Here is a 20336-nt window from a genome sequence, read left to right as displayed (position 1 = left end):
CAACGCCATGGACCTGCTGAACGCATTGGTGGACAAGGGACTGCGGCGCGAGGTGCCGACCCGCGAAGAGGCGCTCGCCGTACTGGCGACATCCGATGACGAACTGCTCGACGTGGTGGCCGCGGCCGGGAAGGTGCGCCGCCAGTGGTTCGGGCGGCGGGTCAAGCTGAACTACCTCGTCAACCTCAAGTCGGGCCTGTGCCCGGAGGACTGCTCGTACTGCTCCCAGCGGCTGGGGTCGAAGGCCGAGATCCTCAAGTACACCTGGCTCAAGCCCGATGAGGCCTCCAAGGCCGCCGCGGCCGGGGTGGCCGGCGGCGCCAAGCGGGTCTGCCTGGTCGCCAGCGGCCGGGGCCCCACGGACAAGGACGTGGCGCGGGTCTCGGAGACCATCTCCGCCATCAAGGAGCAGAACGAGGGCGTGGAGGTGTGCGCCTGCCTGGGGCTGCTCAGCGAGGGCCAGGCGGAGCGGCTGCGCACGGCGGGCGCCGACGCGTACAACCACAACCTCAACACCTCGGAAGCCACTTACGGCGACATCTGCACCACACACGACTTCTCGGACCGGGTGGACACCGTCCAGCAGGCCCAGGCGGCGGGCATGTCCGCGTGCTCCGGGCTGATCGCCGGTATGGGCGAGTCCGACGCCGATCTGGTGGACGTGGTCTTCGCGCTGCGCGAGCTGGACCCCGACTCGGTGCCGGTCAACTTCCTGATCCCGTTCGAGGGCACGCCGCTGGCCAAGGAGTGGAACCTCACTCCGCAGCGCTGCCTGCGCATCCTCGCGATGGTCCGGTTCGTCTGCCCGGACGTGGAGGTGCGGCTGGCCGGCGGCCGGGAAGTGCACCTGCGGAGCATGCAGCCGCTCGCCCTCCATCTGGTCAACTCCATCTTCCTCGGCGACTACCTGACCAGCGAGGGCCAGGCCGGCAAGGACGATCTGGCGATGATCGCGGACGCCGGCTTCGAGGTGGAGGGTACGGACACCATGACGCTGCCGGAACACCGCACGTGCGGCGGGCCGGCGGCAGAGGCAGAGGCAGAGGCAGCGGAGGAAGCCGTGTCCGGTACGGCGGAGACCGCCGGCGTCCCGGCGCCCGCCGAGGAGAGCCGGCGCGACCTGGTCGCGGTGCGCCGCCGCGGCGCCGGCACCGATCTGCCGCCCAATGCCTGAGCCGCGCACCCCGCTCCCTCCGGAGGAACTGCTCGCGCTCGACCGGCAGCACGTCTGGCACCCGTACGGGCCGATGCCCGGCCGGAGCGAGCCGCTGCTGGTCGAGTCGGCCTCCGGCGTCCGGCTGCGGCTGGCCCGGCCCGCGGAAGGCCGGACGGAGTTGGTGGACGGCATGGCGTCGTGGTGGTCGGCGGTGCACGGGTACAACCACCCGGTGCTCAACGACGCCGCCCGCGGCCAGCTGTCCCGGATGAGCCATGTGATGTTCGGCGGGCTCACCCATGAGCCCGCCGTGCGGCTGGCCAAGCGGCTGGTCGACATCACCCCGGAGCCGCTGCGGCACGTCTTCCTCGCCGACTCCGGTTCGGTGTCGGTCGAGGTCGCGGTCAAGATGTGCCTCCAGTACTGGCGCTCGCTCGGCAAGCCCCGTAAGCAGCGGCTGCTGACCTGGCGCGGGGGGTACCACGGCGACACCTGGCAGCCGATGTCCGTCTGCGATCCGGACGGCGGGATGCACGAGTTGTGGCAGGGCGTGCTCCCGCGGCAGATCTTCGCGGACGCGCCGCCGGCCGGTTTCGACGCCGCGCCGGACGACGGCTACGCGGACCATCTGCGCGAGCTGATCGCCCGGCACGCCGAGGAGCTGGCCGCGGTGATCGTCGAGCCGGTGGTGCAGGGCGCGGGCGGGATGTCCTTCCACTCCCCCGGCTATCTGCGGGTGCTGCGGGAAGCCTGCGACGCCCATGGCGTGCTGCTGGTCTTCGACGAGATCGCCACCGGCTTCGGCCGTACCGGCGCGCTCTTCGCCGCCGGGCACGCCGGCGTGGCCCCGGACGTGATGTGCGTGGGCAAGGCGCTGACCGGCGGATATCTGACGCTCGCGGCGACGCTGTGCACCGCGGAGATCGCCGACGGCATCTCCCGCGGCGAGCTGCCGGTGCTGGCGCACGGCCCCACCTTCATGGGCAATCCGCTGGCCGCCGCCGTCGCGGACGCCTCCATCGAGCTGCTGCTGTCCCAGGACTGGGCGCAGCAGGTCGGACGCATCGAAGCCGGCCTGCGGGACGGGCTCGCGGCGGCCCGGGGCATCGCCGGGGTCCGCGACGTCCGGGTGCTGGGCGCGATCGGCGTCGTCCAGCTCGACCATGCGGTCGACATGGCGGCGGCGACCCGTGCCGCGGTCCGGGAGGGCGTCTGGCTGCGCCCGTTCCGGGACCTGATCTACACGATGCCGCCGTACATCACCGGCGACGAGGACGTGGCACGGATCTGCGCCGCGGTCTGCGCGGCGGCCCGCGAGGGCTGAACCTCCGTCGGGGGCGGGAGAGTTGCCCCTCCTCCGCCCCACCACTGACCCTCATCCTCACCACCCCCACCATCCCCACCACCAGTACGGAGTTCGGAGGCGCACCATGGCGGTGCTGTTCGTCACGGGCACGGGTACCGAGATCGGCAAGACCGTGACCACGGCCGCGATCGCCGCGGCGGCGCTCGGCCGGGGCCGCTCGGTGGCCGTGCTCAAGCCGGCCCAGACCGGTGTCACGGCCCAGGAACCCGGCGACGCGGCGGAGGTCGAGCGGCTGGCCGGGCCGGTCACCACCACCGAACTCGCCCGCTTCCCCGAGCCGTTGGCACCCGGGACGGCCGCCCGGCGGGCCGGTCTGCCGGCGGTGGGCCCGCAGGAGATCGCCGACGCCGCGGCGAAGCTGGACGCCTCGCACGACCTGGTCCTGGTCGAGGGCGCCGGCGGACTGCTGGTCCGCTTCGACGCGGACGGCCACACCCTCGCCGACGCCGCCCGCCTCGCGGGCGCCCCCGTCCTCGTGGTCGTCCAGGCCGGTCTGGGCACCCTCAACACCACCGCGCTGACAGCGATGGCACTGCGCTCGTACGGCATCGACTCCCCCGGCATCGTCGTCGGCAGCTGGCCCGCCGAGCCCGATCTCGCCTGCCGCTGCAACCTCGCCGACCTCCCGGAGGCCGCCGGCGCGCCCCTCCTCGGCCTGATCCCGGAGGGCTCCGGCACCCTGGCCCCGACCGCGTTCCGAGCCGCGGCCCCCGGCTGGCTGGCCCCGGAACTGGGCGGCTCGGGCGCGTTCCGGACGCCCGCGTAACCCGCTCGCACCGCAGACGAGTTGTGCCGCATGCTGCTGCGATGGCCAAGAGCGCGGACGGCGGAGCGGACGGAGCGCCCGACCACGGCGAGTGGTACGACCTCCTGAACCCCTGGGGCCCGGACAACGACTTCTCCCTCGGCCTGGTGATGGCCGCGGGCTCCGTCCTCGACGTCGGTTGCGGTACCGGCACCCTGCTGCACCGCGCCCGGGAGGCCGGGCACACCGGCCGCCTCTGCGGGATCGACCCGTCCGGCCCGATGCTGGCCCGGGCCCGGCGCCGTACGGACCTCGGCATCGCATGGGTCTCCGGCGACGCGGAGTCCCTCGGCGCCCATGGACTCGGCGGCTTCGACCTGGTCGTGATGACCGGCCACGCCTTTCAGTGCCTCACCACGGACGAGGCGTTGCGCGGCGCGCTCGCCGCCGTCCGGGGTGCGCTGCGCGAGGGTGGCCGGTTCGTCTTCGAGACGCGGAATCCGCTGGTCCGGCCGTGGGAGCGGTGGACCCCGGACCGGGCGGTGGAGGTGACACACCCCGACGGGCGCACGGTGCGGGTCGCGCACGAGGTGCGCCTGCCGGTGGAGGGGGATCTCGTCCGGTTCTCCGAGACGTTCAGCGGGCCGGGCCCGGCCGGTCCGCAGGTGCGTCAGGCCGCGCTGCGGTTTCTCGGCGCGGAGGCGCTGGCGCGGTTTCTGGCCGGGGCCGGGCTGGCGGTTGCGGAGCGGTACGGGGACTGGGAGCGCGGCCCGCTGACGCCGGCGAGCCCGGAGATCATCACCGTCGCGCGGCGTGGCCCCGGGTCAGACCGTCCAGGTGCGTAGCTCCTCCGCGATGGCGTGGACGTCCGCGGTGCCTTCCTTGACCAGGCGGGCCAGGTCGCGGACCTGCTCGGGAGAGGTGGCGACCTTCCGGCCGCTGGCGACGAGGTAGCCGTAGGCCACGGCGGTCGCGAACATGGCGTTCGACCGCTCCAACGCCGGTACGCGCAGCAGGAGTTGGAGGAGGGCTGCGGCGCGGTCCTGGGGTTCGGGGTAGACGGGGACGCCGAATATCTCCGCTTCGTGGCGGCCCACGGCGGCCACCAGGGCACCCCAGTCGGTGACCTGGGGGTCTCCGGGGGTGTGCTGTTCGGCGATCAGGAGGAGCCAGGCGAGATCGATACGCAGTGTCACGTTGTGCCCGGCTGTCCTTCCGGGTGGCTGAGGGGTGTGCGGCCCTGCTCCAGGCCGAACTCTTCGGCGAAGACCCGTTCGTACTGCTTCATGAAGTCGGAGGCGGCCTCGACGAAGGTCTGGCCGACCTCTCCCGCGTCCTTGAGGACGAGCTCCTCGATATAGCGGTTCATGCTCACTCCCCGCTGTAGGGCGCGCTCCCGCGCCGCTTCGGCGGTGGCTTCGTCCACGCGGACGTTCAGCTGCGTCTTCGCCACCCCTCCAAGCTAGCGCGGATCCGCTAGCACCGGCAAGAGCCGCTGTCGCCGCCCTCCGCGTGTCCCCCGCGCACCGCGGGCTCCGGGCTCGCCTCCTGCCGCCCCGGCCAGTGCCGCAGGCCCCGAAGGACGTCCAGGAACGCCCGTTCCGCGGGGGACGGCAGGCGGTCCCGGCGGCGTACCAGGCTGATGGGGCGGGGCCGCGGGGCCGGGGTGACGGGGAGTACCGCGAGGGTGCCGGCGCGGACCTCGTCGACGACGGCGTGTTCGGATATCAGGGCCAGGCCCAGGCCGGCCGCCACGCACTGCTTGACCGCCTCCGGGCCCCAGATGTCGGCCCGCGGGGCGGCGGCCAGGCCCCAGTCGGCCAGGACGTGCTCCTGGAGTTCGCGGGTCCGCGAGCCCTGTTCGCGGAGCAGGAAGCGGGCGCGGGCCGCGGTCAGGTCGGCGGGGCCGACGGTAGTGCGCCGGGCCAGTGGATGGTCCGGGGCCGTGATCAGCACCAGGTGCTCGTCGAGGACCGATTCGACGACCAGCCGGTCGCTCTGCGGTGTGCCGGCGACGACGGCGATGCCGATGCCGCCGCCGAGCAGCCGCTCCTGTACGGCCTCGTGGTTGCCGACGAAGACATCGCAGTCGATGCCGGGGTGGCGCTGCTGGTACCGGGCCAGGAGGGCGGGCAGCAGATAGGTGCCCACGGTGGTGGAGCCGCCGACCAGGAGGCGGCCGGCCGCCAGGCCGCCGACCTGCTGGACGGCGGCCACCGCCTCCTCGGTGAGCAGGAAGACCCGCTTGCCGTACTCGGCGAGCACCTCGCCCTCGGCGGTCGGCCGGGCGCGGGTGCCGGAGCGGTCGATAAGGGTGACCCGCAGGGACTGTTCGAGCCGGCGGACCTGGTTGGAGACGGACGGCTGGCTCATGTAGAGCTTGTGCGCGGCGGCGGAGAAGCCCTGGTGCTCGACGACCTGCATGAAGATCCACAGTCGGTGGAGGTTGAGTTCCACGGCCCTTCCTCGGAGCTCGGCGCACGGCGCCCGGGGGCGCCGTGGGGAAGCGCCATGATCGACAACGCAGCCGACCCTAGCGGGGGGAAGCCCTCCGTGGACAGGGGCACCAGGCCATCAAGGTCCTGAACCGAGCGGCGGCGCGGGCGTTGACGGCGTGTCGGTGGCCGCCGGTCCGGCGCGGCGGGCCCGGCTCACCACCGCGGGCAGCCGGTCATCGTACGGGCGCGGCCGGGGACCGCCTCGCGTGCGGCGGTGCGGTCCACGCCGGGGTCGCGGCCGATGGTGTGCTGACCGCAGCCGCCCGCCGGCGCCACCAGGTCGCGGGCGAGCGCGGGGGACGCCGCGGTGCGGACGATCGCCCGGGAGGGGGTTCGGGAGAGGGCTCGGGAGGGGCCGCCGGCCCGCGCCATCCGAATCGGGCGTGCTGTCCGCCCCGTGAACTCCCTGTGCAGTCAGGAGAGTTGGCGTTGGCCGGGGAAGTCCGACCGGCATGGTGCCGGGCGGGTATCCGGGCGCGGACCGCGACACCCGCGCGCCGCTGCCGATGCGGCCGGAGCGCATGCCGCACGATGTGATCCGCCGGGAGACCGGAGCGACCGACCGGACCGCCCGCCCGCCGCTCCGCCCCAGGAGGATCACAGCCGTGTCCGTCCCCGCCCCTGTTCCGCATCTGAAGCGCAGTCTGCGCCGGTTCGACATCATGGCGATGGGCGTCGCCGCGGTGATCTCCTTCGATGTGATCGGGCAGATCGCCGCCGGCGGCGGCCAGGCCATCGTCTGGATCGCCGTCCTGGCCGTGGCGTTCCTGCTGCCGTACGCCCTGATCTTCGCCGAGACCGGCGCCGCCTTCCCGCAGGAGGGCGGCCCCTACGTCTGGGTGGAAGTGGCCTTCGGCCGACTGCCGGCCGCGCTGACCACCCTGTTCTACTGGGTCACCAACCCCGTATGGCTCGGCGGCTCACTCGTCTTCATCGCCGCCGAAGCCTGGAACGACTTCGTCTTCCGCCTCGGCTCCGGCTCCTTCGCCGACTACGTCTTCAAACTCGTCTTCATCTGGGCCGCCATCCTCACCGCGGTGGTCTCGCTGCGCCGCGGCAAGTGGATCACCACCGGCGGCGCCGCGGCCAAGGTGCTGGCGCTGGCCTTCTTCACCGTCACCGCGGTCGCCTACGGCATCGAGCACGGCTTCCGCGGGCTGGAGCAGGCCGCCTTCTCCCCCACCGCTGCCGGATTCCTGGCGCTGGTGCCGGTCCTCCTCTTCGCCTACGTCGGGTTCGAGGCGCCCAACGCGGCGGGCGACGAGATGCACGATCCGCAGCACGACGTCCCGGTGGCCATCGGGAGGACCGGCACCATCGCCGCCTGCTGCTATCTCCTGCCGGTGGCAGCCATCCTGTCCGCCGCCCCGCCCGGCCGGGTCACCGGGATCGGCGGCTTCATGGACGCCGCCGAGCTGGTCTTCGGGATCTACGGCAGCTGGAGCGGACCGCTGCTGACCTGCGTCGCCGTGCTGTTCGCGGTGGCGCTGCTGACCCAGGGCAGCGCCTGGATGATCGTCGCCGACCGGATGCAGGCGATGGCCGCGGCCGACGGCGGCTTCTTCACCGGCGCCCTGGGCGCGTTCCATCCGCGGCTGGGCACCCCAGTCCGGATGAACCTGGTCTCCGGCGTCACCGCCACCGCGTTCATGGTCGCCGCGATGAACCTCGCGCACGGCAACGCCGCTGCCGTCTTCGGCGTCGTGCTGTCCGTCGCGATCACCACGCTGCTGCTCTCCTACCTCGCGTTGATCCCCGCCCTGCTGGCGCTGCGGCTGCACCACCGCGAGGTGCCCCGGCCCTACGAAGTCCCGTTCGGCACCCGGGGCTTCACGGTCGCGACCCTGCTGGTCTACGCCTGGATCCTGCTCGGCTCATGGGCGACGCTTTTCCCCGGCACCCTGGAGGCGGCGGTCGGCATCCCGTACCGCTTCCGGACGACCTGGGGCGTCTCCCGGCTCACCTTCGAGACGTTCACCCTGGGCACCGTCGGCCTGCTGCTCGCCGTCGGCCTCGCCGGATATCTGACCCCGCGCATGCGCACACAGTCCCCCGACGATCAGGGCCAGGCCCGCCCAGCCGGATAGCCCGGGTGCCGCGACGCCGACCACTGCCGCCTCCCCGAGCAGGGTGAACGGCACCTCGGCCGCCTGGGTCGCCTCGACCGCGCCCAGGGCGGCCGGCCGGCCGCGGACCAGATCGGTGGCGCGGAAGAAAACGGTGGTGCCCGCCACCCCGGAGACCAGGGCGACGATCAGCGACCGGGCCAACTGGCCGCCGGACGGCGGTCCTTGGGTCGCCGCGGCGGTACCGGCCAGCGTCAGCCACAGCGGGAGCGAGCCGAGTGTCATGGCGAGCGTGCGCTGCACCCCGTCCAGGCCGTCGAGCCCGAGGAGGCGGCGGTTGCCGAGCGGATAGGCCACGGCGGCGACCGCGACCGGCAGCACCACCCGCAGGACGGCGCCCGGCCCGGTCCCGCCGGCGTGCTGAAGCTGCGTCAGGACCACGCCCAGGACGATCAGCACGGAGACCACGAGGGTGCGCAGCGGGACCCGGCCGCCGCCCAGCGCGCCCAGGGCGATACCCGCGACGATCACCAGTTGCCAGGTCGAGGCGACCAGCCACCCGGCGCCCGTCTCTCCGGCCCAGGTCAGCGGCGCGTAGAAGAGGCCGAAGCCGACGGTCGACCAGACCAGCCAGACCGCCGGCCGGGTCCGCAGGCTGCGCAGCACGCCGGGCAGTCCGCCGCGTACCGCCACCAGCGCGACCATCGGGACGACCATGAACAGATAACGCAGGGCGGCGCTCCACATCCAGGAGCCGCCGGAGACGGCCATCAGGCGGTTGAGCACGAAGGTGGTGGCGAAGCAGCCGGCGGCGAGGATGCCGAGGGCCATCGGGTACACGATCGGGACCCGCGCCCGGCCGCCCCGGATCGCTCCCGTACTCGGGCTCGCCATCGGCATCGCGCCCCACCTCTCCCTCACCTGTAACGCTGTGACATTGCCGCCCTCCCACCCAGCTGGCCTGCACTTTCCGGCCGCTGAGGCAGATTGACATCTGAAATGTTAGTTGGCCTCCGGTCCGGTCCCCGCGCCGGGGGCCGCCGCTTAGGATCAGGGGCGTGACCGCACTGGAACCGGTGCCGCGACGGCTGCTGCGCGACGAGGCGTACGACGCACTGCTGGAGGCGATCGTCTCCGGCGAGCTGCCGCCCGGCCAGAAACTCCACGACGCCGAGCTCGCCGAACGGCTGGGCCTCTCCCGCGCCCCCGTACGACAGGCGCTGGCCCGCCTCGCCGCCGAGCGGCTGGTGGTGTCGAAGCCGCAGAGCTACACCCGGGTCGCCCCCGTCGTGGCCCGGGAGATCCGCGATGCGCTGGCCGTCGTCCAGGCGATGCACGCCCTCGCCGTCCGCGAGGCGGTCCCCCGGTTCACCGAGGAGCATCTGGCGCGGATGCGGTCGGCCAATGCCGCGTTCGTCCGTGCGCTGGACGCCGAGGACCCGGCCGCCGCCATCGCCGCCGATGACGCGCTGCACGCCGTGCCGATCGAGGTGTGCGGCAACGAGGCGCTGGCCGAGACGGTCCGCCGCTACACCCCGCTCCTGCGCAGGCTGGAGCGCCGCCGCTTCTCCAGCACCGGGGCCCGCGCCTCCGTCGAGCGGCACGACGCGCTGATCGACGCCTGCGCGGCGCGGGCGACGGAGACCGCGGTGGCGCTGTCGGGCGAGATCTGGAGCGGGCTGGACACGGCGGAGGAGGCGGCCGGGGCGGCGGCCGGGGACCCGGGGTCATGACGGGCGGGACGGCGGCCTTCCCTGCCTCGGGGTGACGGCGGCGACGAACTCGGCCCCCTGATCGTCTGGTTGACGCGCCATCGCGGCCAGGTGTTCCGCGCGCCGGATCGGCTCGACCGCCCGCCGGGCGGTCAGCGCGTCCACCGCCACGTCCACCGCCCGGTCGGGATCCCTCAGACCCGACTCGGCGAACTCCCCCAGACGTCCACTGATATCGGCCGGATCGGCATGGGGCCGGGCCTGCCCGGCCGCGCCCCGGGCCGGCCTGGTGCCATCAGCCGTGCGGCGACCGGCGGTACAGCGCCATCCGAGCGAGCCGAATCGTTCTTCCTGCCTCCGTTCGAGCGAGCCGGGGAATGCCGTGGGACCGGCACGGGCAGCGGTCCGGCGACCGGACACGGGGCCGGCCGGCCCAGTCCCCATGACCAGAGCAGGAGTTGACCCATGCCTCACGGAGACGCAGCTGCTGATGCACCGCTCCCCTCGGCCGTCAGCATCGAACTCGGCGCGTTCCAGGTCGAGACGGTCCGCTCGGTGACCGGGACGGCGATCGGAGCGGCACCACCCGGCGCCGGCCGGCAGCCGGACGGCCCGGGGCGGTCCGGTGAGATCACCATCGTGCGCGGCCCGGACAAGAGCACCGCCTTCACCGATTGGCTCACGAGATGCCTGGTGGACCGCGCCGAAGTCCCGGCCCGGAAAGCGGTGACCGTCGTCCACTACGCCGCCGACCGCACCCCGCTGCGCCGCTTCCACCTCGCCAACGCCGTCCCGACGTCGTGGGAAACCCTCCACGACGAGGCGGGAAGCGGGCCCGCCGAGGAGTCGGTGACGCTGGAGTACGAGGAGTTGACGGTCTCCACCTGAGCGGGCCGCCGGACCCCGGCCGTCGTCCCGTACTGCCCGGAGTCCCGGCTCGACGCACCGCGAGCCGGGGCTACCCCGCATCCGGCACCGTACGGGCACCGATCGGGGATGGACGCCGGGAGTCAACCGGGAATGAGCGCCGGGGGGTTGATTGTTACGGCATGCGGTACCGACCACACTTGCACAGGGGGCCTCATGCCGCGTCCGTTCCGCTTCGGCGTCAACATGCTCACCATCGACTCGGGCCCGGCCTGGCGCGAGAAGTGCCGGCGCGCCGAGGAACTGGGCTATGACGTACTGCTCGTACCGGACCATCTGGGGTGGCCGGCGCCGTTCCCCGCACTGGTCGCCGCCGCGGAGGCGACCGAACGCCCCCGGGTGGGCACCTTCGTTCTGAACGCCGGGTTCTTCAACCCGGCGCTGCTGGCCCGCGAGGTGGCCACCACCGACGCGCTCACCGGCGGCCGGCTGGAGCTGGGCCTGGGCACGGGATATGTGAAGGCCGAGCACGACACGGCCGGGCTGCCCTTCGGGACGCCCGGTGAGCGGGTGGACCATCTGGAGCGCACCATCGAGGAGTTGGACCGGCTGCTCGGCGACCCCGAGCACCGGCCGCAGGCCGTCCAGCAGCCGCGCCCGCCGCTACTGATCGGCGGAAACGGCCCGCGGATGCTGCGGCTGGCGGCGCGTCACGCGCAGATCGCGGCGTTCACCGGCGGCCGGCAGGCGCCCGGCAAGCCGGAGGGCACGCTGGAGCTGCTGCCGCCCGAGAAGCTGGCGGCCTCGGTCGCCGCGTACGAGAAGTACGCCGCGGACCGCGCGGAGCCGGCCGAGCTGAACATCCTCGTCCAGCAGGTGCTGGTGACCGACGACCGCCGTGCCGCCGCCCGGGAGATCGCCGCACGGGGCATGGGGGTGGACGAGGAGCAGGCGCTGGAGGTCCCGACCCTGCTGATCGGCACGCCGGCGCAGCTGGCCGAGCAGCTGCGCGAGCGCCGGGAGCGGTACGGCTTCTCGTACATCACCGTGCTGGACCCGTTCCTGGAGGCGTTCGCGCCGGTGATCGAGGAGCTGAAGGGCAGCTGACCGGGAGCGGAATCCGATCGACACGGCGCCGCGCGCGGTGATGGGATCGGATCATGAGTGAACTCCGGGTACGGGCCGCGACGCCGGCCGATCTCGATGCCGTCCTCGCCTTCTGGAAGGTCGCTGCCGAGGGCACCAGCATCAGTGACGACACGGACGGGGTGGCGCGGCTGCTGGCGCGCGACCCGGAGTCGCTGGTGCTCGCCGAGGAGGAGGACGAGCTGGTGGGCACGGTGATAGCCGGCTTCGACGGCTGGCGCTGCCATCTGTACCGGCTCGCCGTCCATCCCGGGCACCGCCGGCGCGGGGTCGGCGGCGCACTGCTGGCGGCGGCCGAGGCGCGGTTCACCGCACTGGGCGGCCGGCGCGGCGATGCGATGGTGCTGGACCGCAACGAGCTCGCGCACCATGCCTGGCGGGCGGCGGGGTATGCGCCCGAGCCGCAGTGGAGCCGCTGGGTCAAGCATCTCGACGCCTGAGCCGCAGGGCCCTCTGGGAGGCCGCCCCGCATCCGAGGGGCGGGCTCGCGCCATCTCGGCCACTTTGCCGACCCTTTACTATTGAGTTCCCCTACCCCGGCGAAAGGTGTGTGAGCGTCCAGCCATGGGCGAACCTCCCAGTTGTCGAGCGTCCTGGCGACAGGACGCGAACCTTCCGATCCTGTTCGAACATGGGACGGAGGTGACCCGATGACCGACCTGCTCCTGCTGGCCGTGGCACTCCTCCTGACCCTGACCTGCGGCGTCTTCGTCGCGGCGGAGTTCTCGCTGACGACGGTCGAGCGCAGCGACCTGGCCCGCGCCGCCGAACGCGGTGAGCGCGGTGCGGACAGCGCCCTCAAGGCCGTCCGCGGACTGACCTTCCAGCTCTCCGGCGCCCAGCTCGGCATCACCGTCACGGGCCTGCTCATCGGCATGCTGTCCAAACCGGCCATCGCCACACTGCTGTCCGGGCCGCTGACCGCGCTCGGGCTGCCGCGCTCGGCCGCGGACTCGGTGGCCCTGGTCCTTGGCACGGCGATCTCCACCGTGGTGCTGATGGTCGTCGGCGAGCTGGTCCCCAAGAACTGGGCGATCTCCAGCCCGCTGGCCGTCGCCAGGAACGTGGCCACCGCCCAGCGCGGTTTCAGCGCCGCCTTCAAGCCGCTGATCAGGCATCTGAACAACGCGGCCAACCACATGGTCCGCCGGATGGGTCTGGAGCCGGCCGAGGAGCTGGCCTCGGCGCGCGGGCCACAGGAGCTGGTGGCACTGGCCCGGCACTCCGCCAAGGAGGGCGCCCTGGAGCCGGACACCGCCGAGCTGTTCGTACGGACCCTCAACCTCGCCGATCTGACCGCGGAGAACGTGATGACGCCGCGGGTGCAGGTGGTGGCCCTTGAGGTGCAGTCCACCGCCGAGGACGTCGCCAACGCCACCCGGGCCACCGGACTGTCCCGCTTCCCGGTCTACCGCGGCAGCCTGGACAGCGTCGTGGGGGTGGCCCACATCAAGGACGTGCTGGCCGTACCGGCCGAGCGGCGCCCCCGCCACCCGGTCTCGGACCTGCTGCGCGAGCCGCTGCTGGTGCCCGAGACGCTGACCGTGGACCGGCTGCTGGACCGGCTGTCCGGCCGGCGCACGATGGCCGTGGTCATCGACGAGTACGGCGGCACGGCCGGTGTGGCCACCCTGGAGGACATCGTGGAGGAGGTGGTCGGCGAGGTCCGCGACGAGCACGATCCGATGGAGATCCCCGACCTGGCTCCGGCCGGTACGGACGCGGACGGCCGCGCCATCTACCAGGCCGACGGCGCCGCCCGTACCGACCGGCTGGAACAGATCGGCCTGCGGCTGCCGGACGGCCCGTACGAGACCCTCGCCGGGCTCATCGCCACCGAACTCGGCCGGATACCGGCACCCGGCGACACTCTGGAAGTGGCGGGCTGGTCGATGGACGTGCTGGACGCGTCCGGCCACCGCGCGGCCCGGGTGCTGCTGCACGCCCCCGCAACCGGCGCCGACGGCGCCGCCGGTGACGAGGAGACCGGCCGATGACCGCGCTCCAACTGCTCCTGGCTCTGCTGACCCTCGTCGTCAACGCCTTCTTCGTGGGCGCCGAGTTCGCGCTGATCTCGGTGCGCCGCAGTCAGATCGAGCCGCACGCGGAGGCCGGGGACCGCCGGGCGACCAGCGTGCTGTGGGGCCTCAAGCACGTGTCGTCGCTGCTGGCCGCCGCCCAGTTGGGCATCACCCTGTGCACGCTGGTGCTGGGCGCGGTCGCCGAGCCGGCCATCGCGCACCTGCTGGAGCCGGTGTTCGACGCGGTGTCGATGCCGGACGCCCTGATCCACCCGATCTCGTTCGTGATCGCGCTGGCCGCGGCGACGTATCTGCACATGCTCTTCGGCGAGATGGTGCCGAAGAACGTGGCGCTGGCCGAGCCGGTCCGCAGCGCACTGCTGCTGGGGCCGCCGCTGGTCGCGCTGACCCGGGCGCTGCGTCCGGTGATCTTCTCGGTCAACGCGCTCGCCAACGGGCTGCTGCGGCTGCTGCGGGTGGAGACCAGGGACGAGGTCGCCGCGACCTTCTCGGACGACCAGCTGGCGAAGATGGTCGAGGACTCGCGCGCCGCCGGGCTGCTCGACGAGCGAGCCCAGGAGCGGCTGCGGGACGCCCTGGAACTGGGCCGCCGCCCGGTCCGGGACGTGGTGCTGCCGGTGGGCAAGGTCGTCTCGGCGCGGATGGGGATCACCCCCGAGGAGCTGGAGCGGCTGGCCGCCGAGTCCGGCTTCTCGCGCTTCCCGGTCGTCGACGACACCCGCCGCATCCTCGGCTATCTGCACGTCAAGGACGCCCTGGACGCCGCACCGAGCACGGCCCCCTTCCCGGTGTCCGCGCTGCGCCCGATCGCCCGCGTACGGGCCGCGACGCCGATGGACGACGTGCTGACCGCGATGCGCGGTTCCCGTACGCATCTGGCCGCGGTGATCGGCGACGACGGACGGCTCGCCGGGCTGGTGACCATGGAGGACGTCCTGCGGGAGCTGGTGCTGCAACAGCCCGCGGTCTGACCCGGACCCCGCCGGTACGCGGGAACGGACCCCCCGGGAAACACGCCCTGACCGATCGGTTAGATTGCTAACCGATCGGTCAGTCGCGTCTGCGGCTGCCCGCCGATCAGCCATCGCATCCGTACGCGTACGCGACGAGGGGGCAACAACATGGAGCGCACGACCTGCTGCGTGGTGGGCGGCGGCCCGTCCGGCATGATGCTCGGACTGCTGCTTGCCAGGGCCGGCATCGAGGTGACCGTCCTGGAGAAGCACGGCGACTTCCTGCGCGACTTCCGCGGGGACACCGTCCACCCGTCGACCCTGAACCTGCTCGACGACCTCGGGCTCGGCGACGAATTCGCGCGGCTGCCGTTCCCCAAACTGGAGGAGATGCGGGCGCAGATCGGCGACACCACCGTCGTGATGGCCGATATGCGGCGCATCCCCGGCCGGCACAAGTACTTCGCCATGGTGCCGCAGTGGGACTTCCTCGACCTGATCGCCGGCGCCGCCGCCGAGGAACCGTCCTTCACCCTGCGGATGCGCACCCGGGCCACCGGCCTGCTCACCGACGGCGGCCGGGTCACCGGGGTCCGCTACGTGGACGAGGACGGCACGGCCGGGGAGCTGGCGGCGGACCTCACGGTCGCCTGCGACGGCCGGGACTCGCTGATCCGGCAGGCGGCCGGGATGCACCAGCGGCACTTCGAGGTGCCGATGGACGTCTGGCAGATCCGGGTGGACGCGCCGACCGACGGCCTCAAGGGAGGCCGGGTGTTCGGCCGGTTCGGCGGCGGCCAGGCCGCGGTCACCATGGACCGCGGCACGTACTTCCAGACGTCCTACCTGATCGGCAAGGGGCAGGACGCGGCCCTGCGCCGCCACGACATCCAGTGGCTGCGGGACCGGCTGGGCGCACTGTTCGGCTGGGACGACGCGGTGACCGGCACGCTCGGCTCCTGGGACGACGTGAAGCTGCTGGAGGTGACGTTCGGGCGGCTGCGACGCTGGCACCGACCCGGCCTGCTGTGCATCGGCGACGCCGCGCACACCATGTCGCCGGTCGGCGGCGTCGGCGTAAATCTCGCCCTCCAGGACGCGGTGGCCGCGGCCCGGATCCTGGCCGGTCCGCTGCGCCGGGGGACGGTCGGCACCGAGGACCTGACCCGGGTGCAGAAGCGCCGGGAGTGGCCGATGGCCGTGGTGCAGAAGTCGCAGGCGAGCGAGCACGCCATGATCCGGTCCGCACTGAACGGCACGCTCCACGGGGACCGGCTGCCGGTGCCGATGAAGCTGCTGCGGCGGATACCCGCGCTGCGGACCGTCACCGGCTATCTCGGCGGTGTCGGCATCCGCCCCGAGCCGACCCCGGACTTCGCCCGTGTCAGGACCGGCGCGCGATCGCGTTGAGGGTGAAGGTCTCCAGCTCCGCGGCGGCGGCGTCCAGATCGAGGTCCGGGTGGGCGAGCCAGTGCCCGATCACCCCGTCGATCGCGCCGCCGATCGCGAGCGCCACCGTACAGGTGTCGAACTCCCGGAGCACGCCCGCCTTCTGCCCCTCCGCCAGCAGGGCGGCCAGGGTCTGCCAGCGGTCGTGGGTGTCATGCGAGCCGGGCGTCTTGAGGCGGGTGCCGCCCTGGTCGTCGAGCAGCATCTCGGTGATCACCCGGACCTGGCGGCGGTTGTCGCGCTGGTAGCCGATCATCGCGTGGACGTAGGCGACGACCGCGGCCTGCGGGTCCGGGGCCCCCGCCACCCGCTCGGCGACGTAGCCGCCGAACTGGTCCAGCACCTGTGTCAGCGCCTCGCGGGTGAGGTTGTCCTTCGAGGAGAAGTGGTAGAGCACCGCGGCCTTGGAGACCCCGGCCCGCTCGGCGATCGCGGACAGCGAGGTCGCCGGATAGCCGCGGGTCGAGATCAGGTCGACGGTGCAGTCGATCAACTGCTGCCGGCGGGCCCGCTCGGTGAACGTCTTCGCCTCGGAATCCGCGCGCTGCCGAGGAGTCATCGCACCCGCACCTCTGTCTTTCGCCGCCTCTGGCCGCCGCGTGATGTCCCGCGGTCCTGCCGGAACCCGACCGTACACCGCGGGATAGGATCACCGCGCCATGGAGATGAATGCCCGATACACCAGTTTCGTCGCGGTCGGCGACAGCTTCACCGAAGGCATGTCGGACGGGCTTCCCGACGGCTCCTACCGGGGCTGGGCGGACCTGCTCGCCGCGCGGCTCGCGACGCTCCCCCAGCCTTCGGCCGGGGGGACCCCCGCCCCGCTTCGCTCGCCCGGTTTCCGGTACGCCAACCTCGCGGTGCGCGGCAAGCTCATCGGGCAGATCCTCGACGAACAGTGCGGACCGGCCGCATCGATGGGCGCCGACCTGGTGACCCTGGTCGGCGGCCTCAACGACGTACTACGGCCCAAGTGCGACGTGGACCAGGTGTGCGCACAACTGACAACCGCCGCCGACCTGCTGGCGCGCGGCGGCGGCCGGCTGGTCCTCATGCGCAGCCCCGGTCGGCGCGGTCCCGTACTGGAACGCTTCCGCCCGCGCATGGAGCAGCTCTTCGCCCACCTCGACGAGCTGGCCGCCCGGCACGACGCCCTGGTCGTCGACCTCTACGCGTCGCGGGCCCTGGCGGACCCGCGGCTGTGGGCCGACGACCGGCTGCACCTCAACGCCGAGGGCCACCGCAGGGTGGCCGAAGCCGTCTGGCAGACGCTCGGCCTGCCCGCCGAGTCGGACTGGGACGCCCCGCTGCCCGCCGCCGTACCGCCCGGCTGGACCGCCCGCCGCTCCGCGGATCTGCGCTTCGCCCGCGAGCACCTGGTCCCGTGGATCGGCCGCCGGCTCACCGGGCGGTCGTCGGGGGACGGCCGGACCGGCGCCCAGTTCAGTGCCGATCTGGGCAAGGCCTTCTGGATAACCCCTGTCGACCGGACGGACCCCGGCCCGGTGACGGACTGGCACGAGACGCCGTGAACACCTGCAACTCGCGGCTCGTCTCCGGGAGTTCGTCCGCTGTCCGCCGGAGCGCGCCCTCGCGGCGGGAGACCCCGTCGGCGGTCGGGTCGGCGCGGCGCAGGAATCCCGCGGCTGCTCCGCGCAGATCTTCGCGTGCGGCATTCCGGGGGGCCGTGCGTGGTGCTCGGCCAGAGGAACGCGCCGCCGCGCACCACGGTCGGCCCGGGCCGTCGGCCGGTCCAGGCGTTACGCTCGATTTGTCGGCATAGTTCCCGATCATGCGGAGGCCGCCATGAGCGAGTACGACGAGTACACGACTCCGTCGCAGGCCGAGGGCGAGAGGCTGGAGGAGGACATGGATCCGGCCGAGCCGCGGCACCCGGAGACGATGCGCACCCAGCCGTCCCAGGCGGAGGGCGAGCGCCGGGCAGAAGACGACGAGGGCTGACGAGAGCTGACAGCGGGGCCCGGGGGGCGCCGGAGGGCGCCCCCCGCCGCTTGGAGGAACGCACAGGCCGGGGCGGGGCGCTGGCCTGCGCAAACCGCCAGTAGACTCTGGCCACGTGACTGCTGTGTCTGCGAAGCCTCGCATCCCCAATGTCCTGGCCGGCCGCTACGCCTCCGCGGAGCTGGCCGTGCTGTGGTCCCCCGAGTACAAGGTCAAGCTGGAGCGCAAGCTGTGGCTCGCGGTGCTGCGTGCCCAGAAGGACCTGGGGGTGGAGGTTCCCGAGCAGGCGCTCGCCGATTACGAGCGGGTCCTGGACACCGTCGACCTGGCCTCGATCGCCGAGCGCGAGAAGGTCACCCGGCACGACGTCAAGGCCCGGATCGAGGAGTTCAACGCCCTGGCCGGCCACGAGCAGGTCCACAAGGGCATGACCTCCCGCGACCTGACCGAGAACGTCGAGCAGCTCCAGGTGCGGCTGTCGCTGGCGCTGATGCGGGACCGTACGGTCGCCGTGCTGGCACGGCTCGGCTCGCTGGCCGCCCAGTACTCCGAGCTGGTCATGGCCGGCCGCTCGCACAACGTCGCCGCGCAGGCCACCACGCTCGGCAAGCGCTTCGCGACCGCCGCCGACGAACTGCTGGTCGGCTACGCACGGCTGGAGGAGCTGCTCGCCCGCTACCCGCTGCGCGGTATCAAGGGCCCGGTCGGCACCGCCCAGGACATGCTCGACCTGCTCGGCGGTGACGCCGCCAAGCTCGCCGACCTGGAGCAGCGGATCGCCGCCCACCTCGGCTTCGGCCAGGCGTTCACCTCCGTCGGCCAGGTCTACCCGCGGTCGCTGGACTACGAGGTGGTGACCTCGCTGGTGCAGCTGGCCGCCGCCCCCTCCTCGCTGGCCAAGACGATCCGGCTGATGGCCGGGCACGAGCTGGTGACCGAGGGCTTCAAGCCCGGCCAGGTCGGCTCCTCGGCGATGCCGCACAAGATGAACACCCGCTCCTGCGAGCGCGTCAACGGCCTGATGGTGATCCTGCGCGGCTACGCCTCGATGGCCGGCGAGCTCTCCGGCGACCAGTGGAACGAGGGCGATGTGTCCTGCTCCGTGGTCCGCCGGGTCGCGCTCCCCGACTCCTTCTTCGCGCTGGACGGTCTGCTGGAGACCTTCCTGACCGTGCTCGACGAGTTCGGCGCCTTCCCCGCCGTCGTCGCCCGCGAACTGGACCGCTACCTCCCCTTCCTCGCCACGACCAAGGTGCTGATGGGTGCGGTGCGCGCCGGCGTCGGCCGCGAGGAGGCGCACGAGGCGATCAAGGAGAACGCGGTCGCCTCGGCGCTGGCCATGCGCGAGCAGGGCGTGGAGCGCAACGAGCTGCTGGACAAGCTGGCGGCGGACTCCCGGATCCCGCTGGGCAAGGCGGAGTTGGACGCCCTGATGGCGGACAAGCTGTCCTTCACCGGCGCGGCCGGCGACCAGGTGGCGGCCGTCGTCGCCCGGATCGAGGAGATCGCCAAGCAGCACCCCGAGGCCGCCGCCTACACCCCGGGCGCAATCCTCTGACCCGGGCCGCAGCCATGCGCTTCACCCCCGAAGAACTGGAGGCCGCTCGCGACCGCCTCGTCCCCGACGTGGCGGCGAGCGGTCTGCGGGTGCTCTTCTGCGGTATCAACCCCGGGCTGATGACGGCGGCCACCGGCCACCACTTCGCCCGGCCCGGCAACCGCTTCTGGCCCGTCCTGCACGCCGCCGGCTTCACCCCCCGGCTGCTGCTCCCCGCCGAGCAGCGGGAACTGCTCGACCACGGCTGCGGTATCACCAATGTGGTGGCGCGGGCGACCGCCAGGGCCGATGAGCTCAGCGCGGAGGAGTACCGCGAGGGCGGCCGGCTGCTGGCCGAGAAGGTGGACCTGCTGCGCCCGCAGTGGCTCGCCGTCGCCGGCGTCACGGCGTACCGCGTCGCCTTCGGCGACAAGCACGCCCGGATCGGCCCCCAGGAACGCACCCTCGGCACCACCCGCATCTGGGCGCTGCCCAACCCCAGTGGCCTGAACGCCCATTGGACGGCGGCCACCATGGCGGAGGAATACGGGCGGCTGCGCGCCGCGGCATTCGCCGAGTCCTGACCGGACGGCCACCGGGGCTCCCGCGGGGAATCAGGCCGACGGTCCCTGCGGGCGGCCCGCGCACGGCTACGGTATGCGGGCCCCCGGCGGTGGTGTCCCCTCCCCTATCGCCGCCAGCACCTGGCACGGCTGCTCCGGTCCGCTCTGCCCCGCGCCGACCGCTGTCCAGCGGTCCCCGTCCTGCCAGGCCTGGATCCGGGGCACCAGCCCGGCGAGAAGCTCCAGCGGCGGCCGTACCGGCAGGCCCATCGCC

General features: G+C 73.0%; 21 protein-coding genes and 2 pseudogenes. 16 read left to right on the top strand and 7 right to left on the bottom strand.

The annotated features are described in order from the left end of the window. Nucleotides 1-7: 7 nt before the first annotated feature. From bioB to IEZ17_RS36095, 4 genes are all read left to right on the top strand, one after another. Entirely contained in the window at nucleotides 8-1174 is a 1167-nt protein-coding gene (gene bioB / locus IEZ17_RS36110; protein WP_189307751.1) for a biotin synthase BioB, read from the top strand. After that, nucleotides 1167-2480, top strand: coding sequence for an adenosylmethionine--8-amino-7-oxononanoate transaminase (locus IEZ17_RS36105; RefSeq protein ID WP_189307749.1), 1314 nt, complete (start codon nucleotides 1167-1169; stop codon nucleotides 2478-2480). Before bioB ends, IEZ17_RS36105 begins: the two co-directional genes overlap by 8 nt. A gap of 106 nt (nucleotides 2481-2586) precedes the next feature. Further along, nucleotides 2587-3288, top strand: coding sequence for a dethiobiotin synthase (bioD, locus tag IEZ17_RS36100; RefSeq protein WP_189307747.1), 702 nt, complete (start codon nucleotides 2587-2589; stop codon nucleotides 3286-3288). A 41-nt stretch (nucleotides 3289-3329) separates the two neighbouring features. Then, nucleotides 3330-4112 (top strand): class I SAM-dependent DNA methyltransferase, encoded by a 783-nt coding sequence (locus IEZ17_RS36095; RefSeq protein ID WP_189307745.1) that lies wholly within the window; start codon nucleotides 3330-3332, stop codon nucleotides 4110-4112. On the opposite strand, the gene IEZ17_RS36090 is transcribed toward IEZ17_RS36095, so the two are convergent. The 4 genes from IEZ17_RS36090 to IEZ17_RS36075 all read right to left on the bottom strand — a co-directional run bounded on the left by IEZ17_RS36090 (nucleotide 4092) and on the right by IEZ17_RS36075 (nucleotide 6137). Then, nucleotides 4092-4463 (bottom strand): fic family toxin-antitoxin system, toxin component, encoded by a 372-nt coding sequence (locus tag IEZ17_RS36090; protein ID WP_189307743.1) that lies wholly within the window; start codon nucleotides 4461-4463, stop codon nucleotides 4092-4094. The two genes, IEZ17_RS36095 and IEZ17_RS36090, sit on opposite strands and share 21 nt — an antisense overlap. Continuing rightward, nucleotides 4460-4720 (bottom strand): toxin-antitoxin system HicB family antitoxin, encoded by a 261-nt coding sequence (locus tag IEZ17_RS36085; protein WP_159506786.1) that lies wholly within the window; start codon nucleotides 4718-4720, stop codon nucleotides 4460-4462. Before IEZ17_RS36085 ends, IEZ17_RS36090 begins: the two co-directional genes overlap by 4 nt. 23 nt (nucleotides 4721-4743) lie before the next feature. Next, the gene (locus IEZ17_RS36080) at nucleotides 4744-5724 is read right to left on the bottom strand and encodes a LysR family transcriptional regulator (RefSeq protein WP_189307741.1); all 981 of its coding nucleotides are present in this window, start codon (nucleotides 5722-5724) and stop codon (nucleotides 4744-4746) included. A gap of 194 nt (nucleotides 5725-5918) precedes the next feature. Then, nucleotides 5919-6137, bottom strand: coding sequence for a hypothetical protein (locus IEZ17_RS36075; protein ID WP_189307739.1), 219 nt, complete (start codon nucleotides 6135-6137; stop codon nucleotides 5919-5921). Nucleotides 6138-6217: 80 nt separating this feature from the next. Here IEZ17_RS36075 and IEZ17_RS36070 point away from each other — a divergent pair, with 80 nt between their 5' ends. Further along, complete coding sequence (locus tag IEZ17_RS36070; RefSeq protein WP_229852978.1) at nucleotides 6218-7852, top strand: APC family permease; 1635 nt, start codon at nucleotides 6218-6220, stop codon at nucleotides 7850-7852. A gap of 3 nt (nucleotides 7853-7855) precedes the next feature. Here IEZ17_RS36070 and IEZ17_RS36065 read toward each other — a convergent pair. Further along, nucleotides 7856-8602 (bottom strand): annotated as a pseudogene (locus IEZ17_RS36065) (multidrug resistance efflux transporter family protein); the annotation flags it as partial. A gap of 287 nt (nucleotides 8603-8889) precedes the next feature. On the opposite strand from IEZ17_RS36065, the gene IEZ17_RS36060 reads away from it, so the two are divergent. From IEZ17_RS36060 to IEZ17_RS36030, 7 genes are all read left to right on the top strand, one after another. Further along, on the top strand, nucleotides 8890-9564 hold the full coding sequence (locus IEZ17_RS36060) for a GntR family transcriptional regulator (protein ID WP_189307737.1): 675 nt from the start codon (nucleotides 8890-8892) through the stop codon (nucleotides 9562-9564). A 444-nt stretch (nucleotides 9565-10008) separates the two neighbouring features. Then, nucleotides 10009-10431 (top strand): phage tail protein, encoded by a 423-nt coding sequence (locus IEZ17_RS36055; protein WP_189307735.1) that lies wholly within the window; start codon nucleotides 10009-10011, stop codon nucleotides 10429-10431. A 195-nt stretch (nucleotides 10432-10626) separates the two neighbouring features. Then, the gene (locus IEZ17_RS36050) at nucleotides 10627-11517 is read left to right on the top strand and encodes an LLM class F420-dependent oxidoreductase (protein ID WP_189307733.1); all 891 of its coding nucleotides are present in this window, start codon (nucleotides 10627-10629) and stop codon (nucleotides 11515-11517) included. 53 nt (nucleotides 11518-11570) lie between these two features. Further along, nucleotides 11571-11996 (top strand): GNAT family N-acetyltransferase, encoded by a 426-nt coding sequence (locus tag IEZ17_RS36045; RefSeq protein ID WP_189307731.1) that lies wholly within the window; start codon nucleotides 11571-11573, stop codon nucleotides 11994-11996. Between the two features lie 210 nt (nucleotides 11997-12206). Next, complete coding sequence (locus IEZ17_RS36040; protein WP_189307729.1) at nucleotides 12207-13553, top strand: hemolysin family protein; 1347 nt, start codon at nucleotides 12207-12209, stop codon at nucleotides 13551-13553. After that, nucleotides 13550-14569, top strand: a complete 1020-nt coding sequence (locus IEZ17_RS36035; RefSeq protein WP_189307727.1) for a hemolysin family protein — start codon at nucleotides 13550-13552, stop codon at nucleotides 14567-14569. Before IEZ17_RS36040 ends, IEZ17_RS36035 begins: the two co-directional genes overlap by 4 nt. Nucleotides 14570-14719: 150 nt before the next feature. Beyond that, on the top strand, nucleotides 14720-15961 hold the full coding sequence (locus IEZ17_RS36030) for an FAD-dependent oxidoreductase (RefSeq protein ID WP_189307725.1): 1242 nt from the start codon (nucleotides 14720-14722) through the stop codon (nucleotides 15959-15961). Here the strand turns inward: IEZ17_RS36030 and IEZ17_RS36025 are convergent. After that, on the bottom strand, nucleotides 15936-16559 hold the full coding sequence (locus tag IEZ17_RS36025; RefSeq protein ID WP_189307723.1) for a TetR/AcrR family transcriptional regulator: 624 nt from the start codon (nucleotides 16557-16559) through the stop codon (nucleotides 15936-15938). The two genes, IEZ17_RS36030 and IEZ17_RS36025, sit on opposite strands and share 26 nt — an antisense overlap. 100 nt (nucleotides 16560-16659) lie before the next feature. On the opposite strand from IEZ17_RS36025, the gene IEZ17_RS36020 reads away from it, so the two are divergent. The 4 genes from IEZ17_RS36020 to mug all read left to right on the top strand — a co-directional run bounded on the left by IEZ17_RS36020 (nucleotide 16660) and on the right by mug (nucleotide 20083). After that, the gene (locus tag IEZ17_RS36020; RefSeq protein ID WP_189307720.1) at nucleotides 16660-17532 is read left to right on the top strand and encodes an SGNH/GDSL hydrolase family protein; all 873 of its coding nucleotides are present in this window, start codon (nucleotides 16660-16662) and stop codon (nucleotides 17530-17532) included. A gap of 274 nt (nucleotides 17533-17806) precedes the next feature. Continuing rightward, nucleotides 17807-17962 carry a hypothetical protein gene (locus IEZ17_RS36015; protein WP_189307718.1) on the top strand — a complete coding sequence of 52 codons (156 nt, stop codon included), beginning with the start codon at nucleotides 17807-17809 and terminating at the stop codon, nucleotides 17960-17962. A 124-nt stretch (nucleotides 17963-18086) separates the two neighbouring features. Then, on the top strand, nucleotides 18087-19520 hold the full coding sequence (gene purB / locus IEZ17_RS36010) for an adenylosuccinate lyase (protein ID WP_189307778.1): 1434 nt from the start codon (nucleotides 18087-18089) through the stop codon (nucleotides 19518-19520). Nucleotides 19521-19534: 14 nt separating this feature from the next. Beyond that, entirely contained in the window at nucleotides 19535-20083 is a 549-nt protein-coding gene (gene mug / locus IEZ17_RS36005; protein ID WP_189307716.1) for a G/U mismatch-specific DNA glycosylase, read from the top strand. Nucleotides 20084-20149: 66 nt separating this feature from the next. Here the strand turns inward: mug and IEZ17_RS36000 are convergent. Then, nucleotides 20150-20336 (bottom strand): annotated as a pseudogene (locus tag IEZ17_RS36000) (hypothetical protein); the annotation flags it as partial.

Source organism: Streptomyces albospinus (assembly GCF_014648695.1).
Classification (GTDB): domain Bacteria; phylum Actinomycetota; class Actinomycetes; order Streptomycetales; family Streptomycetaceae; genus Streptomyces; species Streptomyces albospinus.
The sequence above is the reverse complement of the archived record's forward strand: the minus strand, read 5'-3'. Positions and strand labels throughout refer to the sequence as shown.

Bases quoted from the DNA above. Each gene is read 5' to 3' on its own strand.
- IEZ17_RS36020 (WP_189307720.1), top strand. From the start codon at position 16,660: ATGGAGATGAATGCCCGATACACCAGTTTCGTCGCGGTCGGCGACAGC.
- IEZ17_RS36075 (WP_189307739.1), bottom strand. From the start codon at position 6,137: ATGGCGCGGGCCGGCGGCCCCTCCCGAGCCCTCTCCCGAACCCCCTCC.
- IEZ17_RS36035 (WP_189307727.1), top strand. From the start codon at position 13,550: ATGACCGCGCTCCAACTGCTCCTGGCTCTGCTGACCCTCGTCGTCAAC.
- bioD (WP_189307747.1), top strand. From the start codon at position 2,587: ATGGCGGTGCTGTTCGTCACGGGCACGGGTACCGAGATCGGCAAGACC.
- IEZ17_RS36105 (WP_189307749.1), top strand. From the start codon at position 1,167: ATGCCTGAGCCGCGCACCCCGCTCCCTCCGGAGGAACTGCTCGCGCTC.
- mug (WP_189307716.1), top strand. From the start codon at position 19,535: ATGCGCTTCACCCCCGAAGAACTGGAGGCCGCTCGCGACCGCCTCGTC.
- IEZ17_RS36050 (WP_189307733.1), top strand. From the start codon at position 10,627: ATGCCGCGTCCGTTCCGCTTCGGCGTCAACATGCTCACCATCGACTCG.
- IEZ17_RS36015 (WP_189307718.1), top strand. From the start codon at position 17,807: ATGAGCGAGTACGACGAGTACACGACTCCGTCGCAGGCCGAGGGCGAG.
- IEZ17_RS36030 (WP_189307725.1), top strand. From the start codon at position 14,720: ATGGAGCGCACGACCTGCTGCGTGGTGGGCGGCGGCCCGTCCGGCATG.
- IEZ17_RS36055 (WP_189307735.1), top strand. From the start codon at position 10,009: ATGCCTCACGGAGACGCAGCTGCTGATGCACCGCTCCCCTCGGCCGTC.
- IEZ17_RS36070 (WP_229852978.1), top strand. From the start codon at position 6,218: ATGGTGCCGGGCGGGTATCCGGGCGCGGACCGCGACACCCGCGCGCCG.
- IEZ17_RS36095 (WP_189307745.1), top strand. From the start codon at position 3,330: ATGGCCAAGAGCGCGGACGGCGGAGCGGACGGAGCGCCCGACCACGGC.
- IEZ17_RS36040 (WP_189307729.1), top strand. From the start codon at position 12,207: ATGACCGACCTGCTCCTGCTGGCCGTGGCACTCCTCCTGACCCTGACC.
- IEZ17_RS36045 (WP_189307731.1), top strand. From the start codon at position 11,571: ATGAGTGAACTCCGGGTACGGGCCGCGACGCCGGCCGATCTCGATGCC.
- IEZ17_RS36025 (WP_189307723.1), bottom strand. From the start codon at position 16,559: ATGACTCCTCGGCAGCGCGCGGATTCCGAGGCGAAGACGTTCACCGAG.
- bioB (WP_189307751.1), top strand. From the start codon at position 8: ATGGACCTGCTGAACGCATTGGTGGACAAGGGACTGCGGCGCGAGGTG.